Genomic DNA, 19952 nt, shown 5'->3' with positions numbered 1-19952 from the left:
AAAAGTCCTAGTGGGTCGGCCCGAGGAACGCCAGCCATCGGCGTTCGGCGAGGCGGAACAGGCCGACCAGCGCAAAAGTGACGGTCAGGTAGATCAGCGCGGCGATGCCGAACGACTGGAAGGTCAGGAAGGTCGCCGAGTTGGCGTCCCGCGCGACTTTCAGAATGTCCGGGATGGTCGCGGTGAACGCGACGGTGGTCGAGTGCAGCATCAGGATCACTTCGTTGCTGTAATAAGGCAGCGAGCGACGCAGGGCTGACGGCATGATCACGTAGGCATACAGCTTCCAGCCGGTCAGGCCGTAGGCTTTGGCCGCTTCGACTTCACCGTGGGCCATGCTGCGAATCGCCCCGGCGAAAATCTCCGTGGTGTAGGCGCAGGTGTTCAGGGCGAAGGCGAGGATGGTGCAGTTCATCGCGTCACGAAAGAACGCATCGAGTATCGGCTGCTCTCGCACGGCGGCCAGGCTGTAGATGCCGGTGTAGCAAATCAGCAGCTGGATATACAGCGGCGTCCCGCGAAACAGGTAGGTGTAGAACTGCACCGGCCAGCGAATGTAGAAATGCGGCGACACCCGGGCGATGGACAGCGGGATCGACACGAGGAAACCGATGAAGATCGACGCACTGAGCAGCCACAGGGTCATGGCCAGGCCGGTGATGTTGTAGCCGTCGGTGTAAAGGAAGGGTTTCCAGTATTCCTGCAGGAGTTCGATCATCGTACGGCCTCCCGGGAGCCAGCGGCGTAGCGGCGTTCAAGCCAGCGCAGGATGACGTTGGAGGCGCTGGTGATCAGCAGGTAAATCAGCGCAGCCAGCACCAGGAAGTAGAACAGTTGATAACTGCTTTTGCCGGCGTCCTGGGCAGCCTTGACCAGGTCGGCGAGGCCGATGATCGACACCAGCGCGGTGGCCTTGAGCATCACCATCCAGTTGTTACCGATACCCGGCAGGGCGAAACGCATCATCTGCGGGAACACCACGATCCAGAACCGCTGGCCACGCTTGAGGCCATAGGCGGTGGCCGCTTCGACCTGGCCCCGTGGCACCGCGAGAATCGCGCCACGAAAGGTTTCGGTGAAGTACGCGCCATAAATGAAGCCCAGGGTGATGACCCCGGCGCTGAACGGGTTGATCTCGATGTATTCCCATTCCATGAAATCGGTGAACGACGTCAACCAGGTTTGCAGGCTGTAGAAAATCAGCAGCATCAGCACCAGGTCCGGCACGCCGCGAATCAGCGTGGTGTAGACCTGTGCCGGGACGCGCACGAGTTTGACTTTTGACAGTTTGGCACTGGCGCCGAGCAGGCCGAGCAACACGGCCACCAGCAGCGACAACGCCGATAATTTGATGGTCATCCAGGTGCCTTCCATCAGCAACGGACCGAAGCCCTTGAGGCTGAAGGCTGAGAGCCCCAGATTTTGTAATAGGTTTTCGAACATAAATCAGCAACCTGATCGGATGAAAAAAGCGCCCATCGCGAGATGGGCGCCGGGCATTATTTGCCGCTGTACAGATTCAGATCGCCAAAGTGTTTCTTCTGAATGGTGGCGTAGGTGCCATCATCGTGTAACGCTTTGATACCTTTATCCAAAAGTGCCTTGAGGTCTTTGTTACCTTTAGAGATACCGATAGCTGTTTTGGCTGGCAGCAATTCGCTGTCAACCGGCTTGCTGACTTCGTAGCCTTCGCCCTTTGGCGACTTCAAAAAGCCCAGTTCGGCTTGCAACATGTCCTGGATCGCGGCATCGAGGCGACCGGACATCAGGTCCGAATACACCTGATCCTGGTTCTGATAGGCCTGGGTTTTCACGCCAGCCTTGTCCAGCACGGCCTTGGCATAGGCTTCCTGGATGGTGCCTTGCTCGTAGCCTACGGTCTTGCCTTTCAGGGACGCGACGTCTTCGGTCAGGCCGGAACCTTTCTTGAACACATAGGCGGTTGGGCCGGAGAACAGCTCGCTGGAGAAGTCGATGACTTTTTCGCGGGCCGGGGTGACGGTCATCGAAGAGATCACACCGTCGAATTTGTTGGCCTTCAGGCCCGGAATCATGCCGTCGAAATCGCTTTCGACCCATTTGCACTTGACCTTCAGCTCGGCACAGATGGCATTGCCCAGATCGATATCAAAGCCCACCAGGCTACCGTCGGCCGCTTTCGACTCGAACGGTGCGTAGGAAGGGTCAACGCCAAAACGCAGTTCTTTGTATTCCTTGGCCAGCGCGGAGCCGGCAGCCATGCACAACGCCAGTGCAGAAAGGGTCAGCAATGCTTTTTTCATTATTCAATCCCTAAGAACCAATATGAGCGCTTGTGGCGCAGAATTATTGTTACTGGAAAGCGTAAGACCTATTGAAAGTAGCAATTTCCGAACCAGAGTCCCGAACAAGCGTTTTAAAAGGTGATTCAAGAAATGGCTGGACGGGATTTATGCACGAAAACGGGCGCCGGGAAATAGCTGCACCGTCATTGAACACGTGATCAAGCTTTTCGTAGGAGCCGGCTTGCTGGCGATCGGATCGACGCGGTGATTCAGAATGACCGAGTTATCGTTCATCGCCAGCAAGCCGGCTCCTACAGGGGATTGGTTAACTCAAAAGATTCTGCAGGGCGGCGAGATTGTCAGCCTCGTCAACACTCTTGTCTTTGCGCCACCGCAGCATCCGCGGAAACCGCACCGCAATCCCGCTCTTGTGGCGCTTGGACAAGGCGATCCCCTCAAACCCCAATTCAAACACCAGGCTCGGTTTTACACTGCTCACAGGGCCGAATGTCTCCACCGTAGTCTTGCGCACGATGCTGTCGACCTGGCGCATTTCCTCGTCGGTGAGCCCTGAATACGCCTTGGCGAATGGCACCAGCGTGCGCTCGCTGGCGCCGGGCGGGCTGTCCCACACCGCGAACGTGTAATCGCTGTACAGACTGGCTCGGCGACCGTGGCCGCGTTGCGCGTAAATCAACACGGCGTCGATGCTGAACGGGTCGACTTTCCACTTCCACCAGACGCCCATGTCCTTGGTGCGGCCGACGCCATACAGCGCATCCCGGGCCTTGAGCATCATGCCTTCGACGCCGAGGCGGCGGGAGGCTTCGCGTTGGCGGGCGAGGTCGGGCCAGTCTTTTCCGGTCAACACCGGGGAGGGCAGTAACACCGGGTTGTTGCACTGGGTGATGACCTGTTCCAGTTGGGTGCGCCGCCTGGCTTGAGGCTGGTTGCGCCAGTCTGCGCCTTGCCATTCCAGCAAGTCGAAGGCCAGTACAACCACCGGCACTTCATCGAGGATTTTCTTGCCCAGGGTCTTGCGGCCGATCCGCTGTTGCAGCAGGGCGAACGGTTGCACCGCCGGTGGGTTCGGCGACAGTGGATCGAAGGCATCTTCGGTGTTCGGTAGTGCGGTTTTCCACGCAACGATCTCACCGTCGATCACCGTGCCGTCCGGCAGGCCGTGAACCAGGCTGTCAAATTCGGGAAAACGCTCGGTGACCAATTCTTCACCGCGCGACCAGATCCACAGTCGTCCATCGCGCTTGACCACTTGGGCGCGGATGCCGTCCCACTTCCATTCCACTTGCCAGTTGCTGGCGGGGCCGAGCAGGGTTTCGAATTGCTCCACCGGCTGCGACAACGCGTGAGCGAGAAAAAACGGATACGGCTGGCCGCCCCGTTGTGAGTGTTCATCGGCCGACTCGGCGGCGATCAGTTTCAGGTAACTGGCTGCGCTGGGACGGCTGGAGAGGTCGGTGTAACCCACCAGTCGCTGAGCCACGCGTTTGCTGTCGAGCCGCGCCATCGCTGCCAAGGCGCGGGTTACCAGCAACTTGGAGACGCCGACGCGAAAACTGCCGGTGATCAGTTTGATGCAGAGCATCAGGCCGGGGCGGTCCAGTTGCGACCAGAGTTCGGGCAATCGCTGGGCGAGCACGTCGGGAGATTCGCCGCGCAAGGGCAGCAGTTTGTCTTCGATCCACACCGCCAACCCGTCGGTGGAACTGTGGGGCGATTCGGGCAGCACCAGCGAGATGGTTTCCGCCAGATCGCCCACCGCCTGATAACTCTCTTCGAACAACCACGGCGACAGGCCGGAATACGCCTCGGCGAGTTCACGCAGGATGCGCACCGGCACCAGTTGCCGAGGTCGCCCGCCGGACAAAAAGTACACCGCCCAGGCGGCGTCTTCCGGGGCGGCCTGAGCGAAGTAATGTTGCATCGCTGCCAGTTTGGCGTTGCTGGACGTTGTCGCGTCGAGCTCGGCGTACAACCGGGCAAAGGCCTTCACGGCAGCACCTCGGCGCTTTGCGGTTCGGTGTCGGTGATGTCTTCCTCGTCGTCGCCGTACTCGGTGGTGAATTCCTGGGCGTCGAGACCTTGTTCGCGCAAATGGCGCACCAGGACCGCGACCGAACCGTGGGTGACCATCACGCGTTCAGCACCGGTCTGTTCGATTGCCCAGAGCAGGCCTGGCCAGTCGGCGTGGTCCGACAGTACAAAACCCCGGTCCACTCCCCGTCGCCGACGCGTGCCACGCAAGCGCATCCAGCCACTGGCGAAGCCATCGCTGTAATCGCCGAAGCGCCGCATCCAGCTGCTGCCGCCCGCCGAGGGCGGGGCCAGGACCAGCGCCTTGCGCATCATCGGGTCGCTCTTTTTCACCTCGCCAGCGTGGATCGTTGGTGGCAGGTAAACGCCGCTTTCTCGATACACCCGGTTGAGCGGCTCGACAGCGCCGTGCACCAGAATGGGGCCGAGGCGCGCGTCGATACCGTGGAGAATCCGCTGCGCCTTGCCGAAGGCATAGCAGAACAGCACGCTGGTCTTGTCTTCGGCGGCATTGGCTTGCCACCACTGATTGATTTCGGCAAACACCTGCGCCTGAGGCGGCCAGCGATAGATCGGCAGGCCAAAGTTCGATTCGGTGATGAATGTGTGGCAGCGCACCGGTTCGAACGGCGCACAGGTGCCGTCGGGTTCGATTTTGTAATCCCCGGAGGCGACCCAGACTTCGCCACCATATTCCAGGCGCACCTGCGCCGAACCGAGCACATGGCCGGCGGGGTGGAAGCTCAGGGTGACGCCGTGATGCAGCAACCGCTCGCCATAGGCCAGGGTTTGCAGATTGATGTCCTGGCCCAGTCGCGCGCGCAGGATGCCTTCGCCGGGCGCGGCTGCCAGATAATGCTGGTTGCCGCCTCGGGCATGATCGCCGTGGGCGTGGGTGATGACCGAACGTTCGACTGGCCGCCACGGGTCGATATAGAAATCCCCGGCGGGGCAGTACAAACCTTCTGGGCGCGCGATAACAAGATCCATGTTGTTACCAAAATGGAGGGACTTGTTAGCTATGAGGTTTGGGCGAGGTCAGAAGTTCTATCGAAACTTCACAGTAAATAACATCCCTGTAGGAGCTGGCTTGCCAGCGATGGACTCACATGCACCGCGTTTAACCAGGCAGTGCGCGTAATCGTTAACGACCATCGCTGGCAAGCCAGCTCCTACAGGGGGAATTGCGTTATTTGCCGGGTGTCAGCGTCAACCGCTTGGTCCCGTAGACCTTGTCGAAGTTCTGCGGCTGCATCGGCAGACTCACGTATTGCCCCTTCAACCACGGATCAACGCTGTCGAGGTAGTTCGGACTCGCCGGGTTACCCGATTGGCCGGTGCCGTTCTGGCCCATCAGCGGTTCGGTCTGGCCGAAATCGACGATGAAGCGCATGGCCGGTGCCAGCGTGGTGTTGAAGTCCTGGCCCCAGGCGAACGCCGCCGTGTTCAACGTGGTGTGATCGCCGCCGGCCGCGAGCGGACCGCGCACGGTCTGGCCACTGGCGTTCTTCCATTCATAGCGGTGCAGTTTGCCCCACTGCCAGGCTTTGTGATCGCCGCCCAATTGACTGTCGCCTGCGGTGATGGCCGCCGCGAGGCTGCGGGCGAGAATCGCCGGTTTGTCTTCTTTCTGCGGCGTGCGTGCGTCATCCCAGAACGGGCTGTCTTCACGCCCCAACAGATGATCGGCCTGCGCCGCGTAGGACAACTTGCCGTTGGCGATAAAGGCTTTCCACGCCGGACTGCTTTCCGGGCCCAGTTCGTCGAGGAAGGTTTGCTTGGCGCTTTCTTGCAGGAACAGCTCGTAAATCGCTGCATCGGCGGAGGTCGCGGCGAGTTTGCCGTCGAACGCCATCAGGCGGGTAAACGCTTCGTTCGCCTTGCCGCGATCGGCTACCGGCAGGGCTTCAATGGCCTGCTTGAGCGGCTTGGCCATGCCCGGCGCTGCAAACATCTTTTTCAGTTTGGCGGCGAACGTGGTGGTCTGATCGTATTGCATGGCGATCACACTGCGCGTGTCGTGTTTGCCCACGCCCGCCAGTTCAGCCATGCGTTCGCCACGCTCCGGTGCCGACCACGAATTGGACAGCTGCATGCCGTAACCATGGGGAATGACCCGCTGGTTGGCGGTGCCGAGCCAGCCTTGCGCCGGGTCTTGATCGTACGGGTGCAGCATCGCGTCGGCGTAACCGTCCCAGTCATAACGACCTTCCCAACCCGGCGATGGCAGCAGGCCTTCGCCTTCGCGGCGGTTCGGGTAACGACCGGTGACTTGCCAGCCAATATTGCTGGCGTCGGCAAAGACCAGGTTCAGCGTGATCGCACGGATTTCACGGCTGGCGTCCGAGGCTTTCTCCACGGTTTGTGCGCGAGACAGGTCGAAAAACGCGTCCAGGGATTTGTCATCGGTGAAGTTCGGTGTCTGCAACGCCAGGCCCAAACCGTTGCCCAGCGCCGTGCCTTTGGCACTGTTGAGCAGCGGCCCGTGGCGCGTTTCGTACACCGCTTCGCGAATCGGCCGCTGGCCTTTGACGAAATAGGTTTCGTTGCGAACGATAACCGGCTGCCATTTGCCGCCGACTTCGTAGGAAAGACCGTTGCCCTGGCGTTGGATTTTTTCCAGGAACAGGTCCTGGTTGTCGCCCATGACCGAGGTCATGCTCCACGCGACTTTGCCGTTGAAGCCTCCTAGCACCATCGGCAAACCGGCGATGGTCACGCCGGACGCCTGGTATTTCGGCGCACGAATCTGCACGTAACTGAACAGCGACGGCACGCCCAGCGGCCCATGGCTGTCGCTGGCCAGCAGGCTTTTGCCGCTGCGGCTGCGTTGCGGGGCAATCGCCCAGTTGTTCGATGATGTGGCGCCCAGCAGATTCAGATCGGACAGTTGGCCGGTGGCTTTGCTGATTTCGGCGAGGCCTGGAATCGCCCCGTTGAGCTTGAGACCCTGAAGTTTTTCGGCTTCGGCCACCGGCAGTTTTTCGTCGGGGGCGGACGGTGTCAGCCACGGGAGTTTGTCGGTGGTGACTGATTGGGCCAGCACCAGCGAGGAAATTTCCTCGGGCAGGTTCGCCGATTGGCTGAAATTCAGCAGGCAGAAAATCAGCGCCGAATCTTCCGGTTTCCAGTATTCGGGTTTGTAGCCGGTGGCGGTGAGATCGGCCGGCAGCTTGTCGCGGTAGCGGAACAGGTAGGCGTTGACCCCGCGCGCATAGACTTCGAAGAAGCGTTTGAGGCGCGGCGAAGAGGCCTTGTACAACTCGCCGGCGCTTTTCTTCAGGTTGACGGCGCGCATGTAGCGGTCGGCGTCCAGCAGGTCCGAACCGGACATCTCCGACAACCGGCCTTCGGCCAGCAGGCGCAGGGTGACCATCTGGGTGATGCGGTCGCTCGCGTGTACATAGCCGAGGGTGAACAGCGCGTCGTGGAAGCTGCTGCTTTCGATCAACGGCACGCCCATGGCGTTACGGCGCACCGAAACGTTTTGCGCCAGACCTTTGAGTGGCTGCACGCCGGTGGTGGGCGGGAGCGTGTCTTGGGCGTTCCAGGTCTGACAACCGGAGAGGCTCAAAACACCGGCCACTGCTGCGGCAACGCCGAACCGGGGAAGAAAATGTGTGAGGGCTGGCGAGGCCATGGCAAAGCTCCTGCGGGGGGGTAGCGTCAGTAAAGGCGCTACGTTAGAGAGCAGGAGGTGGCCGCGCAAGCAGGGTAGGGGGTTATTTCAGGATTTGTCGGATAAACCGTGATGGTTGGGGTTGATGCTGTTGTTTTTTTGTTTGGAGTACATATCCATTTTTGGGGTAACGGCGGCTATTGGTTTCGCTTTTACAGCGAGTCACTTTCGAAAAGCCTGCGCGGCCCGGCGGAAAGTAACCAAAGCGCTCTTGCCCCTTTCGTTCGGTGCCTCGCTGTGGCTCGGCATGCCCTCGCTCCGGTCCTGCTCCGTGGGCCCGCCGCCATCGGCCATCCCTGGCCGGGGGCGGCTAACCCGGCATCCATGCCGGGTTGCCCACTACGCAGAACCTGCGCTCGGCCTCTCGAGGGGGCGACTACCGCCACAGCCGCCGAGGCGGCCTGAAAGCCGACCTGGCTCTTTGGTCGACCGCATTATCTTTCTCTGCTGCACTCACTCATTCCGGACATGTACACCGCTCCCCTGTAGGAGCCAGCAAGCCGGCTCCTACAGGGATTGGGTTCACACAGTTCGAAATTGTAGGAGCCAGCTTGCTGGCGATGGGCGTCAACGATAACGCGGGCTGTCTGAATGAACGCATCGCCTAGACGTTTTTCGCCGGCAAGCCGGCTCCTACAGGGATCGGCGTACGCTTTTGATCTTCACCACTCATCAGGCCGAGCGTTAGCTCGCCTTCAGCTTTTGATCTGAGCGCCCCCTCGAGAGGCCGAGCGCAGGTTCTGCGCAGTGGGCAACCCGGCATGGATGCCGGGTTAGCCGCCCCCGGCCATGGATGGCCGATGGCGGCGGGCCCACGGAGCAGGACCGGAGCGAGGGGACCCTGAGCCTTAGCGAAGGGCCGAACGAAAGGGGCAAGAGCCCTTGGTTACTTGGGGCTTTTCCAAGTGACTCGCCGTAAGGGCGAAACCAATAGCAGCCGTTACCGAAGAACCGGATATACACCCAATCGATCACTCTCAAGCCTTAGCCGAATTCACCTTGCTGTATTCGTAGCTGCGTCGTGAAGTTCAGACAGCAACCGCGAACATCAGATCGTCCCGTTTGCGATCGAGGACTTGCCTGTAGGAGGCGGTGATGCTCAAGTGCGTGAAACTCAATAACCTCGCGTGAGAAAAGTCAGCATGGAGCTCAAGACCAACGCAGCACTGATCATCATCGATCAACAAAAAGGCATTTTGGAGCCAAGGCTTGGCCGGCGAAATAACCCTCAGGCCGAAGCGCGGATTCTGGATTTGCTGGGGCTATGGCGGCGAACCGGGCGGCCGGTGATCCACGTACAGCACCTGTCCCGTTCACCGGACTCAGTGTTCTGGCCGCAGCAATCGGGCGTGGAGTTTCAGGAGCGGTTCCAGCCATTGGCCGGCGAGCAACTGATTCAGAAACAGGTGCCGGATGCGTTTTGTACGACGGCGCTGGAGGCAAGTTTGCGCGAGGCGGGGATCGATCAGTTGGTCATCGTGGGCGTCGCGACCCACAACTCGGTGGAGTCCACGGCGCGAACGGCCGGTAACCTGGGGTTTGATACGTGGGTGGCGGAGGATGCGTGCTTCACGTTCGACAAAGCGGATTATTTCGGCAATGCGCATTCAGCTGAAGAGGTGCATGCGATGTCGCTGGGCAATCTGCACGGCGAATACGCCACGGTCGTCAGCAGTGCGCTGATCCTGATGACCGACTGAGTGACTGTAGGAGCGAGGCTTGCCCGCGAAGAAGATGACGCGGTTTGCCTGAATAATCGCGGTGCCTTTTTCGCGGGCAAGCCTCGCTCCTACAGGGGATTGTGTCATTCACGAATCCAGTGTGGGAGCGAGACCGGCTTGCCGGCGAAGCGATTCAACAGGCGATGAAAAACATCGCCCGAAGCATCAAGCGCCGTGGCACTTCTTGAATTTCTTGCCGTTGCCGCACGGGCAAGGGTCGTTGCGGCCGACGTCCTTCAGGGCGTTGCGCACCGGCTCCTGGTGAGCGTGGCCGCAGTTCGGGCCGTGGACATGGCCATGGTCGTGATCATGGTGGTCGTGATGGTCATGATCGTGATTGCAGTCAGGGCCATGGACGTGGGGTTGCTGGGTCATCGGGTGTGCTCCGGAATTAAATCGGCGGGGATTATCACGCCTTTGCGCGCCAGGTGCACGTAGTGCGCGATGAACACACCGGTTTCCAGCTCACCTTCCAGGCGATAGGGGATAGGTTGCTCGGGTTTTTTCAACAGTTTCACCAGATCCCGCACCTTGGGCCACAGGTTGGTGCGGATCGGCACTTTGAAATATGCGCTGTGCTTGGGACCGACCGTAAACCAGTGTTCGTGCTCGCCTTCGGTCAGCAACATATCGCCCAGGTGAATCCGGTATTCGAGACCGCGCACCGTCAGGTCGCTGTCGCGCGGGTTGTCGACGCGAAAGAACAACAGGAAACGTTGCTCCATCAGTTTCGCCCGGACCACTTCGACCTTGACCAGATGCACTTCAGGTTCCGGTTCATCGTCGCTGAACCAGGACGCACAGCCGCCAAGTCCGAGAAACAGGAGCAGGGTGAGCGTATGCAGGACGCGACGTCGGCTGATCATGGTTGTGTTTCTCCCTTGATCCCCAGTCTAGCCCTTCACGAATCACCTCAACTGGCGAAATACCCCGCGCAACACTTCTTGAATTTCTGCCCGCTGGCACATGGGCAGGCGTCGTTGCGTCCGGCCTTGAGTGGCACAGTGGGGTCGATGAAGTACCAGTGGCCGGCGTTCTGCACGAACGACGAGCGCTCGCGGTGGCTGTGTTCGCCGCTGCCATCGTGCCAGCGTGCGGTAAAGGTCACGAACGCGTGTTCCGGTTGACCGCCGAACACCTCGGAGCTTTCCACTTCCAGGCCGAGCCAGGTGCTTTGCGCGCTCCAGTCGCTGATGGACTGACGATCAAGGCCGGACTGCTGCGCGGGCAGGGTGGTCGCTACCAGGTAATCGATCAGGCCCAACACGTAAGCGCTGTAGCGCGAACGCATCAACGCTTCGGCACAAGGCGCCGGGTGCCCGGCATGGTAATGACCGCAGCAGGCGTCCAGCAGGGTGCCGCTGCCGCAAGGGCAAATGGATGTACTCATTGCGTTACCACCAGTATTTCCCGAAGTTTTCCGGATTGGCCCAGAACCGTGAGTTGAGCCAGTCGGGGACTTGTTTGTAGTCAAGCAGATCGTAGGTGAACAGGGTCAGTACTTGCTCGTCGCGCTGGAAGCGTTCGCTGGCTTGCAGGGCCAGGGAGAAAAAATCTGTCTCCTGCCAGCCACTGGCCGGCAAGTCCGCCAGCACCGCAATGCGACTGGCATTGAGGTTGCGGATGCCGCCGAGCAAATTCAGGCCATCGCGTTTGGGCAAGTGTTCAAGGCAATCGACCACCAGCGCCAGATCAAAGCGGCGCGCCGCCAGTTCGGCCGGCAACGGTCCGGGTGCCGCGTGGGCGACGCAGGTGTCCGGGTGCGCCAGCTTGAATGCTTCCAGCGCGGGGAATTCGCTCGCGCCGATCAGCAACAGGCGGAGCGGGGCATAACGATCCAGCAAAGCGGCCAGCGCCTGCTGGGGCGTGCGCGAAGAAATACCTGAAATCATCGAAGTTCCTCAATCAGAGCGCCAAGACTAGCCTGCCCGAAGGCCCAGATATAGAGCGCCGTCGCGCTAAAAGTGTCGATCAGCCGTGAACACTGGATAAAACTGCAATGGCCTATTGCTGGCGGAGATTAAAGCTCGGGTCTTTACTACCTGAATCGGTTCTAAGCCGATCCCTCAGGAGAAAACTAGATGAGCATAGTTCGGACAGCATTACCCTTGGTTCTGCTAACCAGTGTGTTGACTGGTTGCGCAGGTTTGCAGAAAACCGACTGGCCGACCTGTGCGGCAGTCGGCGGTGTAATCGGTGCGGGTCTCGGCGCGACCGAGAGCTCGGCATGGGCAGGGTACGGCGCTCTGCTGGTTGGCGGTACGGCCGCTGCCTATTGCTGGGTTCACGGTGATGGCGACGAAGACGGCGATGGCGTGCCGGACAGCCGCGACAAGTGCCCGGGCACGCCTAGAGGCGTGAAGGTCGATGCCGACGGTTGCCCACCACCAGTCCCTGCGCCAGTGGTTGAAGAGGCGGTTGTGGTCAAGGAAGAAACCATCGTCATCCGCGATGTTCACTTCCAGTTCGACAAAGCCACACTCACCCCTTCTGACAAACAGGTGCTCGATAAGATCGCCACTCGTTTGAAAGCCGAAGCCCCTACTGCTCAGTTGACCGTTACTGGCCATACCGACAGCGTGGGCAGTGATAGCTACAACCAGAAACTGTCGGATAAACGCGCTCACTCGGTGGTTGAATACCTCATCCAGGAAGGCGTGCCGCGCAGCAACTTCGTGTCTGTTTCCGGTGCCGGTGAAAGTCAGCCGGTGGCCGATAACAAAACCGCCGACGGCCGTGCACAGAACCGTCGCACCGAAATCAAAATCCAACGCTAGATCCCTCGCATCCGTGGCTTGTGCAGTCACGGATGCGGGTCTTTACTCCTGTGTAACCGGCGTCGGCCGGTAACACAGGAGCTTTCACCATGAGCCTTCTCACACGGACCGTCTGGCCGGTTGTGCTGCTTGGCAGCCTGTTGACCGGTTGCGCTACTCACAGCGATGGCACTGCCCCCCTCAATCAACGTACCTGGCCGATCTGCAGCGTTATCGGTGGCTTGGTCGGTGGTGGCTTGGGCGCTATCGAAAGTGGCGGTTGGGCGGCCGGTGGAGCGGCGCTTGGTATCTTGACCGGTGGCCTGATCTGCTACGCGCAGGATGGCGACGAAGATGGCGATGGTGTCTTCGATCGACGCGATCGCTGCCCGGATACGCCGGCCAATACTCCGGTCGAGCATCATGGTTGTCCGCTGCCGCAATACCCGGCCAGTGTGAATCCCGCTGAACCTGCACAATCTGAAGTCATCACCCTGAGCGATGCGGGCGATGTGTTGTTTGCGTTCAACAAATCCGACCTGACACCCTCGGCGCAAAGTCAGCTGGACTCGTTCATACCCAAACTGCAAAGCGCCGATGTGGTCAGCATCAAAGTGATCGGCCACACCGACAGCGTGGGTGACGACGCCTATAACCAGGCACTCTCGGAGCGACGCGCCAGCAGCGTGGCGGCTTACTTGCTGGGCATGGGCCTGGCGCCGGACAAACTCACCAGCGAAGGCCGGGGCGAAAGCGCACCGGTGGCCGATAACGAAACAGAGGAAGGTCGCGCGAAAAACCGTCGCGTGGAATTGCACATCAATCGCTGAGCCCCGTGATAGAGCCGTCGGCCAATGATTGCAGTGGCGCCGACGGCCATTCGGCGGCCTTCATGAAGAATTTTCCGTTGCCCTCTGGCTTATCCCGCGTGGAAGCCGTTACTGTGCGTGCAAAGAATAATTCTCAACGGGGGGGCGTATGAAGGTGTTTTGGGGGCTGGGTAAGCTGTTGACCCTGCTGTTCTGGCTGGTGGTGTTGGTCAATCTGCTGATGCCCTTTGTCAATCCGCTGCACCTGTTGGTCAATCTGGCCGGCGGCCTGCTGGCGTTCCTTCATCTTCTTGAGGCGGTGTTCTGTTTCCGCAGTCTCAGAGGCCGCGCCCACCCTTGGCGTGATCGCTTGAAGATTGTCTTTTTCGGTGTTTTCCACCTGCAAACCATTCCGGCTCCTGCCGTACCGAAGGCTTCCCATGCGTAAACTCTGTCTGCTCGCCGCACTCGTCAGCCCATTCGCCTGCGCCCAGGTGGTCAGCGTCGAAACCAACTCGCTGATGCGCTTGCCCAATACCGCCAGCACCTTGCAGCTGGAACGCCTGGAAGTGGCCGATTACGGCACATTGCTGATTCCCTCGAACGTGACCGAAGTCAGCGTCGGCGAATTGCGCCTGGGGCGTGAAGCGCGGATCGCCATCGTGCCCGGCGAAACGGCGCTGGAGTTGAAAGTCAGCCGCGCCCAATTGTCCGAAGGCAGCCAGATTACCGCTCGCGGTGCACCGGGTACTTACCTCAAGGCGGCCCGCTCGGGACGCAATCTGAATGTGCAGATCAAGGCACTGAATGCACCACAGTTGGTGGTTGATGCTCGCGGCGGCGCAGGTGCACCGGGGTTTGTCGGCCTCGACGGCGCCAACGGTCAGGCACCGGGCTGCACCTGGGGCCAGGCCGGTCGCGGGGCCGATGGCAGCGATGGCAGCGACGGTCAGCCTGGGGCGCCGGGTGCGCTGGTCAGGCTGGAAGTGCCGCGTGATTATCCGGCGGAGCAGATCAAGGTTCAGGTTGCCGGCGGCGCGGGTGGTCTGGCCGGTCCTGGCGGTAAGCCGGGGGCGGGTGGCAAGGCCAAGGGGTGCTTCGTCTACAAGGCCGATGGCGGCAAGAGCGGCAAGCCTGGCGTTGACGGCCAGCCGGGGCCTGCGGGCGCGGCGGGTTCGGTGACGGTTCAAAGGTTGTAAGTGGTTTCGGACAATTTCGTCGTCTGAACGATTGCCTTCGCGGGCAAGCCTCGCTCCTACAGGGATCACGCTGTCCATTGTAGGAGCGAGCGGTGCGGCGATCCGACTTGCCCGCGAAGCTTTTAGCTTTTAGAACATCGGCCGCGCCGAGGCGATCGCCACCAGCACCAACCCCACAATCAAATTAATCCCCACCAACCGGCGAATCCTCCCCAGTACCGCAGCCCCCGTCGGCCAATCCTGCGCCGTCACCGCCGTGCGCAATTCCGGCAACAGCAACGCCTGAATCCGGATAAACAGCGCGGTCATCACCACGAATAACCCCATCATCACCTGCACATAACGCGGCGCGGCCTCGAAACCGCTGTACTGCAAATGAATCATGCCGACACCGCTGACCGGCAACAGCACCACCGCGATCCAGACCCAGCGGAAAAAACCTTGAAACACTTCTACCCACAGCTTCAACCGGGCCGGGCCTTCCAGCGCCTTCATCGCGGCCGGACGCAAGACCATCCAGGCGAAAAACATGCCGCCGACCCACACCAGGGCGGAAAGGACATGCAGGGTGTAAACGATGCCAAAAGGTGTCATTGGGGTACTCCGTTCTGCGCGGGATTAATTAGCGCGGTATGATAGCCGCCGAACCGAACCACTGAAAATTTATCCAGCGTTTTTTGCGCCCGACAATCCATGATCAGCACTGAACTCAAAACCACGATCCAGGGCGCCTACTCGCGTTTTCTCGAAGCCAAGAGCCTCAAGCCGCGCTACGGCCAACGCCTGATGATCGCTGAAATTGCCAAGGTCCTCGGTGACATCGACACCGACGACGAAGGCCGGCGCAGTGGCGACCCCGCGATTGTCGCGGTGGAAGCCGGCACCGGTACCGGCAAGACCGTGGCCTACAGCCTGGCGGCGATCCCGACTGCGAAAGCCGCCGGCAAACGCCTGGTGATCGCCACGGCCACCGTGGCCCTGCAAGAACAGATCGTCTACAAGGATCTGCCTGACCTGATGCGCAACAGCGGGCTGAATTTCAGCTTTGCCCTGGCCAAGGGCCGGGGGCGCTACATGTGCCTGTCCAAGCTCGACATGTTGCTGCAGGAAGGTCACGCACAAACCGCTACCGCGCAGCTGTTCGAAGAAGAAGGCTTCAAGATCGAGGTCGATGAGGCCAGTCAGAAGCTGTTCACCAGCATGATCGAGAAGCTCGCCGGCAATAAATGGGACGGCGACCGCGACAGTTGGTCCACCGCCCTGGAAGACGCCGATTGGGCGCGCCTGACCACCGATCACAGCCAGTGCACCAACCGCCATTGCCCGAACTTCGGCCAGTGCGCCTTCTACAAGGCCCGCGAAGGCATGGGCAAGGTTGACGTGATCGTCACCAACCACGACATGGTCCTGGCGGACCTGGCCCTTGGCGGCGGCGCCGTTTTGCCCGATCCGCGCGACACCATCTACGTGTTCGACGAAGGTCACCACCTGCCGGACAAGGCCATCGGCCACTTCGCCCATTACACGCGCCTGCGCTCCACCGCCGACTGGCTGGAAACCACCGCGAAGAACCTCACCAAATTGCTCGCCCAGCATCCGCTGCCGGGTGACCTGGGCAAGTTGATCGAACAGGTGCCGGAGCTGGCCCGTGAGATCAAGACCCAGCAGCAATTCATGTTTACCGCCTGCGAACAGGCTGCCGATTTCAAACCCGGCGAAGACGTCGAAGGTCGTGAGCGGCCGCGTCACCGTTTCGTCGGCGGGGTGATTCCCGAGCACATGCGCGAAATGGGCATCGAGCTGAAAAAGGGTTTTGCCCGTCTCACCGACCTGTTTACCCGCCTCACCGAGCTGCTCAAGGAAGGCATGGACGGCGAGGTCAACATCGGCATCGCCAGCAACCAGGCTGAAGAGTGGTATCCGCTGTTCGGCAGCCTGTTGTCGCGCTCTTCGGGCAACTGGGAGTTGTGGGTTGCATTCACCGCCGAAGACCCGGAAGACAACCCGCCCATGGCGCGCTGGCTGACCCTGGCCGAAAGCGGCTCGCTGTTCGACATCGAAGTCAACGCCAGCCCGATCCTCGCGGCGGAAATGCTCCGGCGCAACCTGTGGAACGTGGCTTACGGCGCGCTGGTGACTTCGGCGACCCTGACCGCACTCGGCACCTTCGACCGCTTCCGCATGCGTGCCGGGCTGCCGAAAAAAGCCGTGACCGCCGTGGTCCCGAGCCCGTTCCATCACGCCGATGCCGGCGTGCTGCGGGTGCCGGACCTGAAAGCCGATCCACGTGATGCAGCGGCCCACACCGCGGCGATCATTCGTGACCTGCCGCAACTGGTTGAAGGTTCGCGCGGCACGCTGGTGCTGTTCTCCTCGCGTAAACAGATGCAGGACGTATTCGACGGTCTCGACCGCGACTGGCGCAAGCAAGTGTTCATTCAAGGCAACCTGTCGAAACAGGAAACCCTGAACAAGCACAAGGCGCGCGTCGATGGCGGCGATTCCAGCGTGCTGTTCGGCCTGGCGAGTTTCGCCGAAGGGGTCGACTTGCCCGGTGCGTACTGCGAGCACGTGGTGATCGCGAAGATTCCATTCTCGGTGCCTGATGATCCGGTCGAAGCGGCACTGGCCGAGTGGATCGAAGCGCGGGGTGGCAATCCGTTCATGGAAATCTCCGTACCGGACGCCTCGCTGAAACTGGTCCAGGCCTGCGGTCGCTTGCTGCGAACCGAAGAGGACCGCGGCACCATCACCTTGCTCGACCGGCGCCTGGTCACCCAGCGTTACGGCAAAGCGATCCTCAATGCGTTACCGCCATTCCGTCGAGAAATTTCCTGATACGACGGTGGGCAAATCTGCCCGCCGCGTTGTCTATCTCTCTGCCATCGCTTTTCCACTGGCCATTGTTGGTCGTTAGGGAGATTTTCGTTCTCATGATTCGCCGTTCGTTGCCTGCTGTTTTTGCCTTGTTGTTCACCACGCCTTTGCTCGCCGCTCCCGCAGGCCAGCAGACGCTGTTCAACTTTGTGCGCCCCGCCGACGTGGTCCAGGTGGCGACTCAGGACGCCAGCCTGCCGCAATCCAATGCAGAGCAAACGGCCGAAGGCGAAGTGCTGCGCCGGGTGACGTTCAACCCGGTGGCCCAGCCAACCCTGCGCCTGACCCCGCAAACCGGGGCCTGGGACTGGTCGCAGTCCGGCGTGATGAGCCTGCGTATTCAAAGCGCAATGGACTGGGCCGTGACCCTTTACGTGAAAATCCAGAGCAACGACGGCAAGACGCTGATCAGTCGCGTGGATCTGCCGGCGGGCCCTGCGCAGACGCTGCTGGTGCCGTTGCAGCCGAGCTCGCCGCTGAGCCTGGGCATGAAGGCCGGTCCGCCGATGCCGATGACTGTCGACGGTCAACGCATCCTGTTGGCCAGCAGCGCCGGTGAGCTGGATCGCAGCCAGGTGGTGTCGGTGACGTTGTCGATGGATCAGCCGAAAGTCGCGCAAAGTATCCTGCTTGAGCGTTTCGGTGTGCAGGAAGGCGAGGCCGTCACCCAAGCCGTTTATGGCGGCCTGGTGGACGCTTTCGGTCAGTCGACCCGGACCAAATGGCCGGAGAAGGTCAGCAGCGACGAGCAACTGAAAAGCGCCGCCGCCAAGGAACAGCAACAAACCAAAACCTGGCTGGCCGAGCGCGAGAAGTCGTCGCTGGACAAGTTCGGTGGCTGGATAAAAGGCCCGACGTTCAAGGCCAGCGGTTTTTTCCGCAGCGAGAAACGTGACGGTCGCTGGTATCTGGTGACCCCGGAAGGCCATCCGTTTTATTCGCTCGGGGTCAACACCGTTGCGCCGGACGTCAACCAGACTTACATCGCCGGTCGCGAGTGGATGTTCGAATCGCTGCCTAAACCCGAAGAACCGCTGGCCAGTCACTTTGGCGAAGGCGACAACCGGGGTGGCAATGGCGTCGATCAGGGCCGAGGCTACAACGCCGGGCGCTGGTACGATTTCTATGGCGCGAACCTGCAGCGTCTGTATGGCGCCCCTTGCACACCGGGCAGCGACACCAAGGCCGGTGTCGCCGAAGCGGCCAAGGCCGACGCAGTTGAGGCGACGGTCGAGAAGACCGCTGAACAACCCGTCGTTCCTTCCACGGCCGAAGCCGGTGTTGCCGAAGCCGCCAAGGCCGGCGCAGAGGACGCGACCGTCGCGAAAGCGGTCGAGCAGAAACCCGCCGAACCTTGCACCGCAGTGATTGATGAACAACGCTGGGCCAGCCACACCCTGGATCGCCTGCAAGCCTGGGGCTTCAACACCATCGGCAACTGGAGCGCCCCGGAGCTGGGCAACGCGGACCGCGTGCCCTACACCTTGCCGCTGTCGATCGTCGGCGATTACGCCAGCATCAGCACCGGCACCGACTGGTGGGGCGGCATGCCTGACCCGTTCGACCCGCGTTTCGCCATGGCCACCGAACGCGCCGTGGCCATCGCCGCCCGCGATCATCGCGACGACCCTTGGCTGATCGGTTACTTCGCCGACAACGAACTGGCCTGGGCCGGTCCCGGTGACGACCCGAAAGCCCGCTACGCGCTGGCCTACGGCACCTTGAAAATGACCACTGACGTGCCGGCCAAGCGCGCGTTCCTCAAGCAATTGCGCGACAAGTACCGCAATCAGGCGGGCCTGTCCAAAGCCTGGGGCATCGACTTGCCGGCCTGGGAATTGATGGAAGACCCGGGCTTCGTGCCGCCGCTGCCGAGCGCCGAGTACCCGGAAATCGAAGCCGACTTCAAATACTTCCAGAAGGTCTTCGCTGACACGTACTTCAAAACCATTTCCGACTCGCTCAAGTGGCACGCACCGAATCAGCTGCTGCTGGGCGGCCGCTTCGCCATCAGCACCCCGGAAGCCGTGGAGTCCTGTGCGCAGTATTGCGATGTGCTGAGCTTCAACATGTACACCCTGCAACCGCAGGACGGCTACGACTTCGCCAAATTGCGCAGCCTGGACAAACCGGTGCTGATCACCGAATTCAACTTCGGCTCGGCCGATCGCGGCCCGTTCTGGGGCGGCGTGACGCAACTGGCGAAGGAAGAGGATCGCGGTCCGGCTTACGCCAATTTCCTGAAACAGGCACTGAGCGAGCCGTCGATTGTCGGCGTGCACTGGTTCCAGTACCTCGATCAACCGGTGACCGGTCGTCTGCTGGACGGTGAAAACGGGCACTTTGGTTTGGTCGGCATTACCGATCTGCCGTTTCAGGGCTTCGTCGACAGCGTGCGCAAGAGCAACCTGGCGGCCGTTGATCAGTTGGGCAAAGAGGCCGAGAAGGCCAAGGCTGAAGCGGATAAAGCCAGTCACGATGCCGAAGGCGGGCGAAAAGCTGAAGCCGGCAAGGGCCCGGGGAAGGGCGCCGGGCAGGCGGGTGGGCATTCGGGGAATGGTCATTAAGGCCTGATCTACTGCGTTATCGTTC

At 60.9% G+C, this 19952-nt stretch carries 18 protein-coding genes; 7 read left to right on the top strand and 11 right to left on the bottom strand.

Annotation, left to right across the window (positions count from 1 at the left end; all coding sequences use genetic code 11):
- Positions 1-7: 7 nt before the first annotated feature.
- From IB246_RS15100 to IB246_RS15075, 6 genes are all read right to left on the bottom strand, one after another.
- On the bottom strand, positions 8-718 hold the full coding sequence (locus IB246_RS15100; RefSeq protein ID WP_008030066.1) for an ABC transporter permease: 711 nt from the start codon (positions 716-718) through the stop codon (positions 8-10).
- Positions 715-1443, bottom strand: coding sequence for an ABC transporter permease (locus IB246_RS15095; RefSeq protein ID WP_008030068.1), 729 nt, complete (start codon positions 1441-1443; stop codon positions 715-717). The genes IB246_RS15100 and IB246_RS15095 overlap by 4 nt, the downstream gene beginning before the upstream one ends.
- Positions 1444-1499: 56 nt before the next feature.
- Positions 1500-2282 carry a transporter substrate-binding domain-containing protein gene (locus tag IB246_RS15090; protein WP_008030070.1) on the bottom strand — a complete coding sequence of 261 codons (783 nt, stop codon included), beginning with the start codon at positions 2280-2282 and terminating at the stop codon, positions 1500-1502.
- 307 nt (positions 2283-2589) lie between these two features.
- A complete protein-coding gene (locus IB246_RS15085) occupies positions 2590-4278 on the bottom strand; it encodes an ATP-dependent DNA ligase (RefSeq protein ID WP_008039259.1) in 1689 nt (562 codons plus the stop codon).
- On the bottom strand, positions 4275-5309 hold the full coding sequence (locus IB246_RS15080) for a ligase-associated DNA damage response exonuclease (RefSeq protein WP_008039258.1): 1035 nt from the start codon (positions 5307-5309) through the stop codon (positions 4275-4277). Before IB246_RS15080 ends, IB246_RS15085 begins: the two co-directional genes overlap by 4 nt.
- A 199-nt stretch (positions 5310-5508) precedes the next feature.
- Positions 5509-7959: a penicillin acylase family protein gene (locus IB246_RS15075; protein WP_008039257.1), complete on the bottom strand. Its 2451-nt coding sequence runs from the start codon at positions 7957-7959 to the stop codon at positions 5509-5511.
- 1181 nt (positions 7960-9140) lie between these two features.
- Between IB246_RS15075 and IB246_RS15070 the strand changes: the two genes are divergently transcribed.
- Positions 9141-9698: a cysteine hydrolase family protein gene (locus IB246_RS15070; protein WP_008040827.1), complete on the top strand. Its 558-nt coding sequence runs from the start codon at positions 9141-9143 to the stop codon at positions 9696-9698.
- Positions 9699-9884: 186 nt separating this feature from the next.
- Here IB246_RS15070 and IB246_RS15065 read toward each other — a convergent pair whose 3' ends face one another.
- Genes IB246_RS15065 through IB246_RS15050 form a run of 4 tightly spaced genes read right to left on the bottom strand, consistent with a single transcriptional unit; the run spans position 9885 to position 11611 of the window.
- Positions 9885-10094, bottom strand: coding sequence for an SEC-C metal-binding domain-containing protein (locus IB246_RS15065; RefSeq protein WP_007906737.1), 210 nt, complete (start codon positions 10092-10094; stop codon positions 9885-9887).
- Positions 10091-10585 carry an LEA type 2 family protein gene (locus IB246_RS15060; protein ID WP_008040830.1) on the bottom strand — a complete coding sequence of 165 codons (495 nt, stop codon included), beginning with the start codon at positions 10583-10585 and terminating at the stop codon, positions 10091-10093. Before IB246_RS15060 ends, IB246_RS15065 begins: the two co-directional genes overlap by 4 nt.
- Positions 10586-10632: 47 nt before the next feature.
- Positions 10633-11109 (bottom strand): YchJ family protein, encoded by a 477-nt coding sequence (locus tag IB246_RS15055; RefSeq protein ID WP_008040831.1) that lies wholly within the window; start codon positions 11107-11109, stop codon positions 10633-10635.
- A 4-nt stretch (positions 11110-11113) separates the two neighbouring features.
- On the bottom strand, positions 11114-11611 hold the full coding sequence (locus IB246_RS15050) for a DUF6231 family protein (RefSeq protein WP_008031670.1): 498 nt from the start codon (positions 11609-11611) through the stop codon (positions 11114-11116).
- A gap of 189 nt (positions 11612-11800) precedes the next feature.
- On the opposite strand from IB246_RS15050, the gene IB246_RS15045 reads away from it, so the two are divergent.
- From IB246_RS15045 to IB246_RS15030, 4 genes are all read left to right on the top strand, one after another.
- Positions 11801-12496: an OmpA family protein gene (locus tag IB246_RS15045; protein ID WP_008040832.1), complete on the top strand. Its 696-nt coding sequence runs from the start codon at positions 11801-11803 to the stop codon at positions 12494-12496.
- A gap of 89 nt (positions 12497-12585) precedes the next feature.
- A complete protein-coding gene (locus tag IB246_RS15040; RefSeq protein ID WP_008040833.1) occupies positions 12586-13305 on the top strand; it encodes an OmpA family protein in 720 nt (239 codons plus the stop codon).
- A gap of 148 nt (positions 13306-13453) precedes the next feature.
- On the top strand, positions 13454-13732 hold the full coding sequence (locus tag IB246_RS15035; protein ID WP_008031667.1) for a DUF1145 domain-containing protein: 279 nt from the start codon (positions 13454-13456) through the stop codon (positions 13730-13732).
- A complete protein-coding gene (locus tag IB246_RS15030; RefSeq protein ID WP_008040834.1) occupies positions 13725-14483 on the top strand; it encodes a collagen-like protein in 759 nt (252 codons plus the stop codon). The genes IB246_RS15035 and IB246_RS15030 overlap by 8 nt, the downstream gene beginning before the upstream one ends.
- Positions 14484-14612: 129 nt before the next feature.
- Here IB246_RS15030 and IB246_RS15025 read toward each other — a convergent pair whose 3' ends face one another.
- Entirely contained in the window at positions 14613-15077 is a 465-nt protein-coding gene (locus tag IB246_RS15025) for a CopD family protein (RefSeq protein ID WP_008031665.1), read from the bottom strand.
- A 99-nt stretch (positions 15078-15176) separates the two neighbouring features.
- Between IB246_RS15025 and dinG the strand changes: the two genes are divergently transcribed.
- Entirely contained in the window at positions 15177-17321 is a 2145-nt protein-coding gene (gene dinG / locus IB246_RS15020; RefSeq protein ID WP_008031664.1) for an ATP-dependent DNA helicase DinG, read from the top strand.
- A gap of 95 nt (positions 17322-17416) precedes the next feature.
- A complete protein-coding gene (locus IB246_RS15015; RefSeq protein ID WP_008040835.1) occupies positions 17417-19927 on the top strand; it encodes a hypothetical protein in 2511 nt (836 codons plus the stop codon).
- Positions 19928-19952 lie beyond the last annotated feature (25 nt).

The organism is Pseudomonas sp. PDM01, assembly GCF_014852325.1.
Taxonomy (GTDB): domain Bacteria; phylum Pseudomonadota; class Gammaproteobacteria; order Pseudomonadales; family Pseudomonadaceae; genus Aquipseudomonas; species Aquipseudomonas migulae.
The sequence above is the reverse complement of the archived record's forward strand: the minus strand, read 5'-3'. Positions and strand labels throughout refer to the sequence as shown.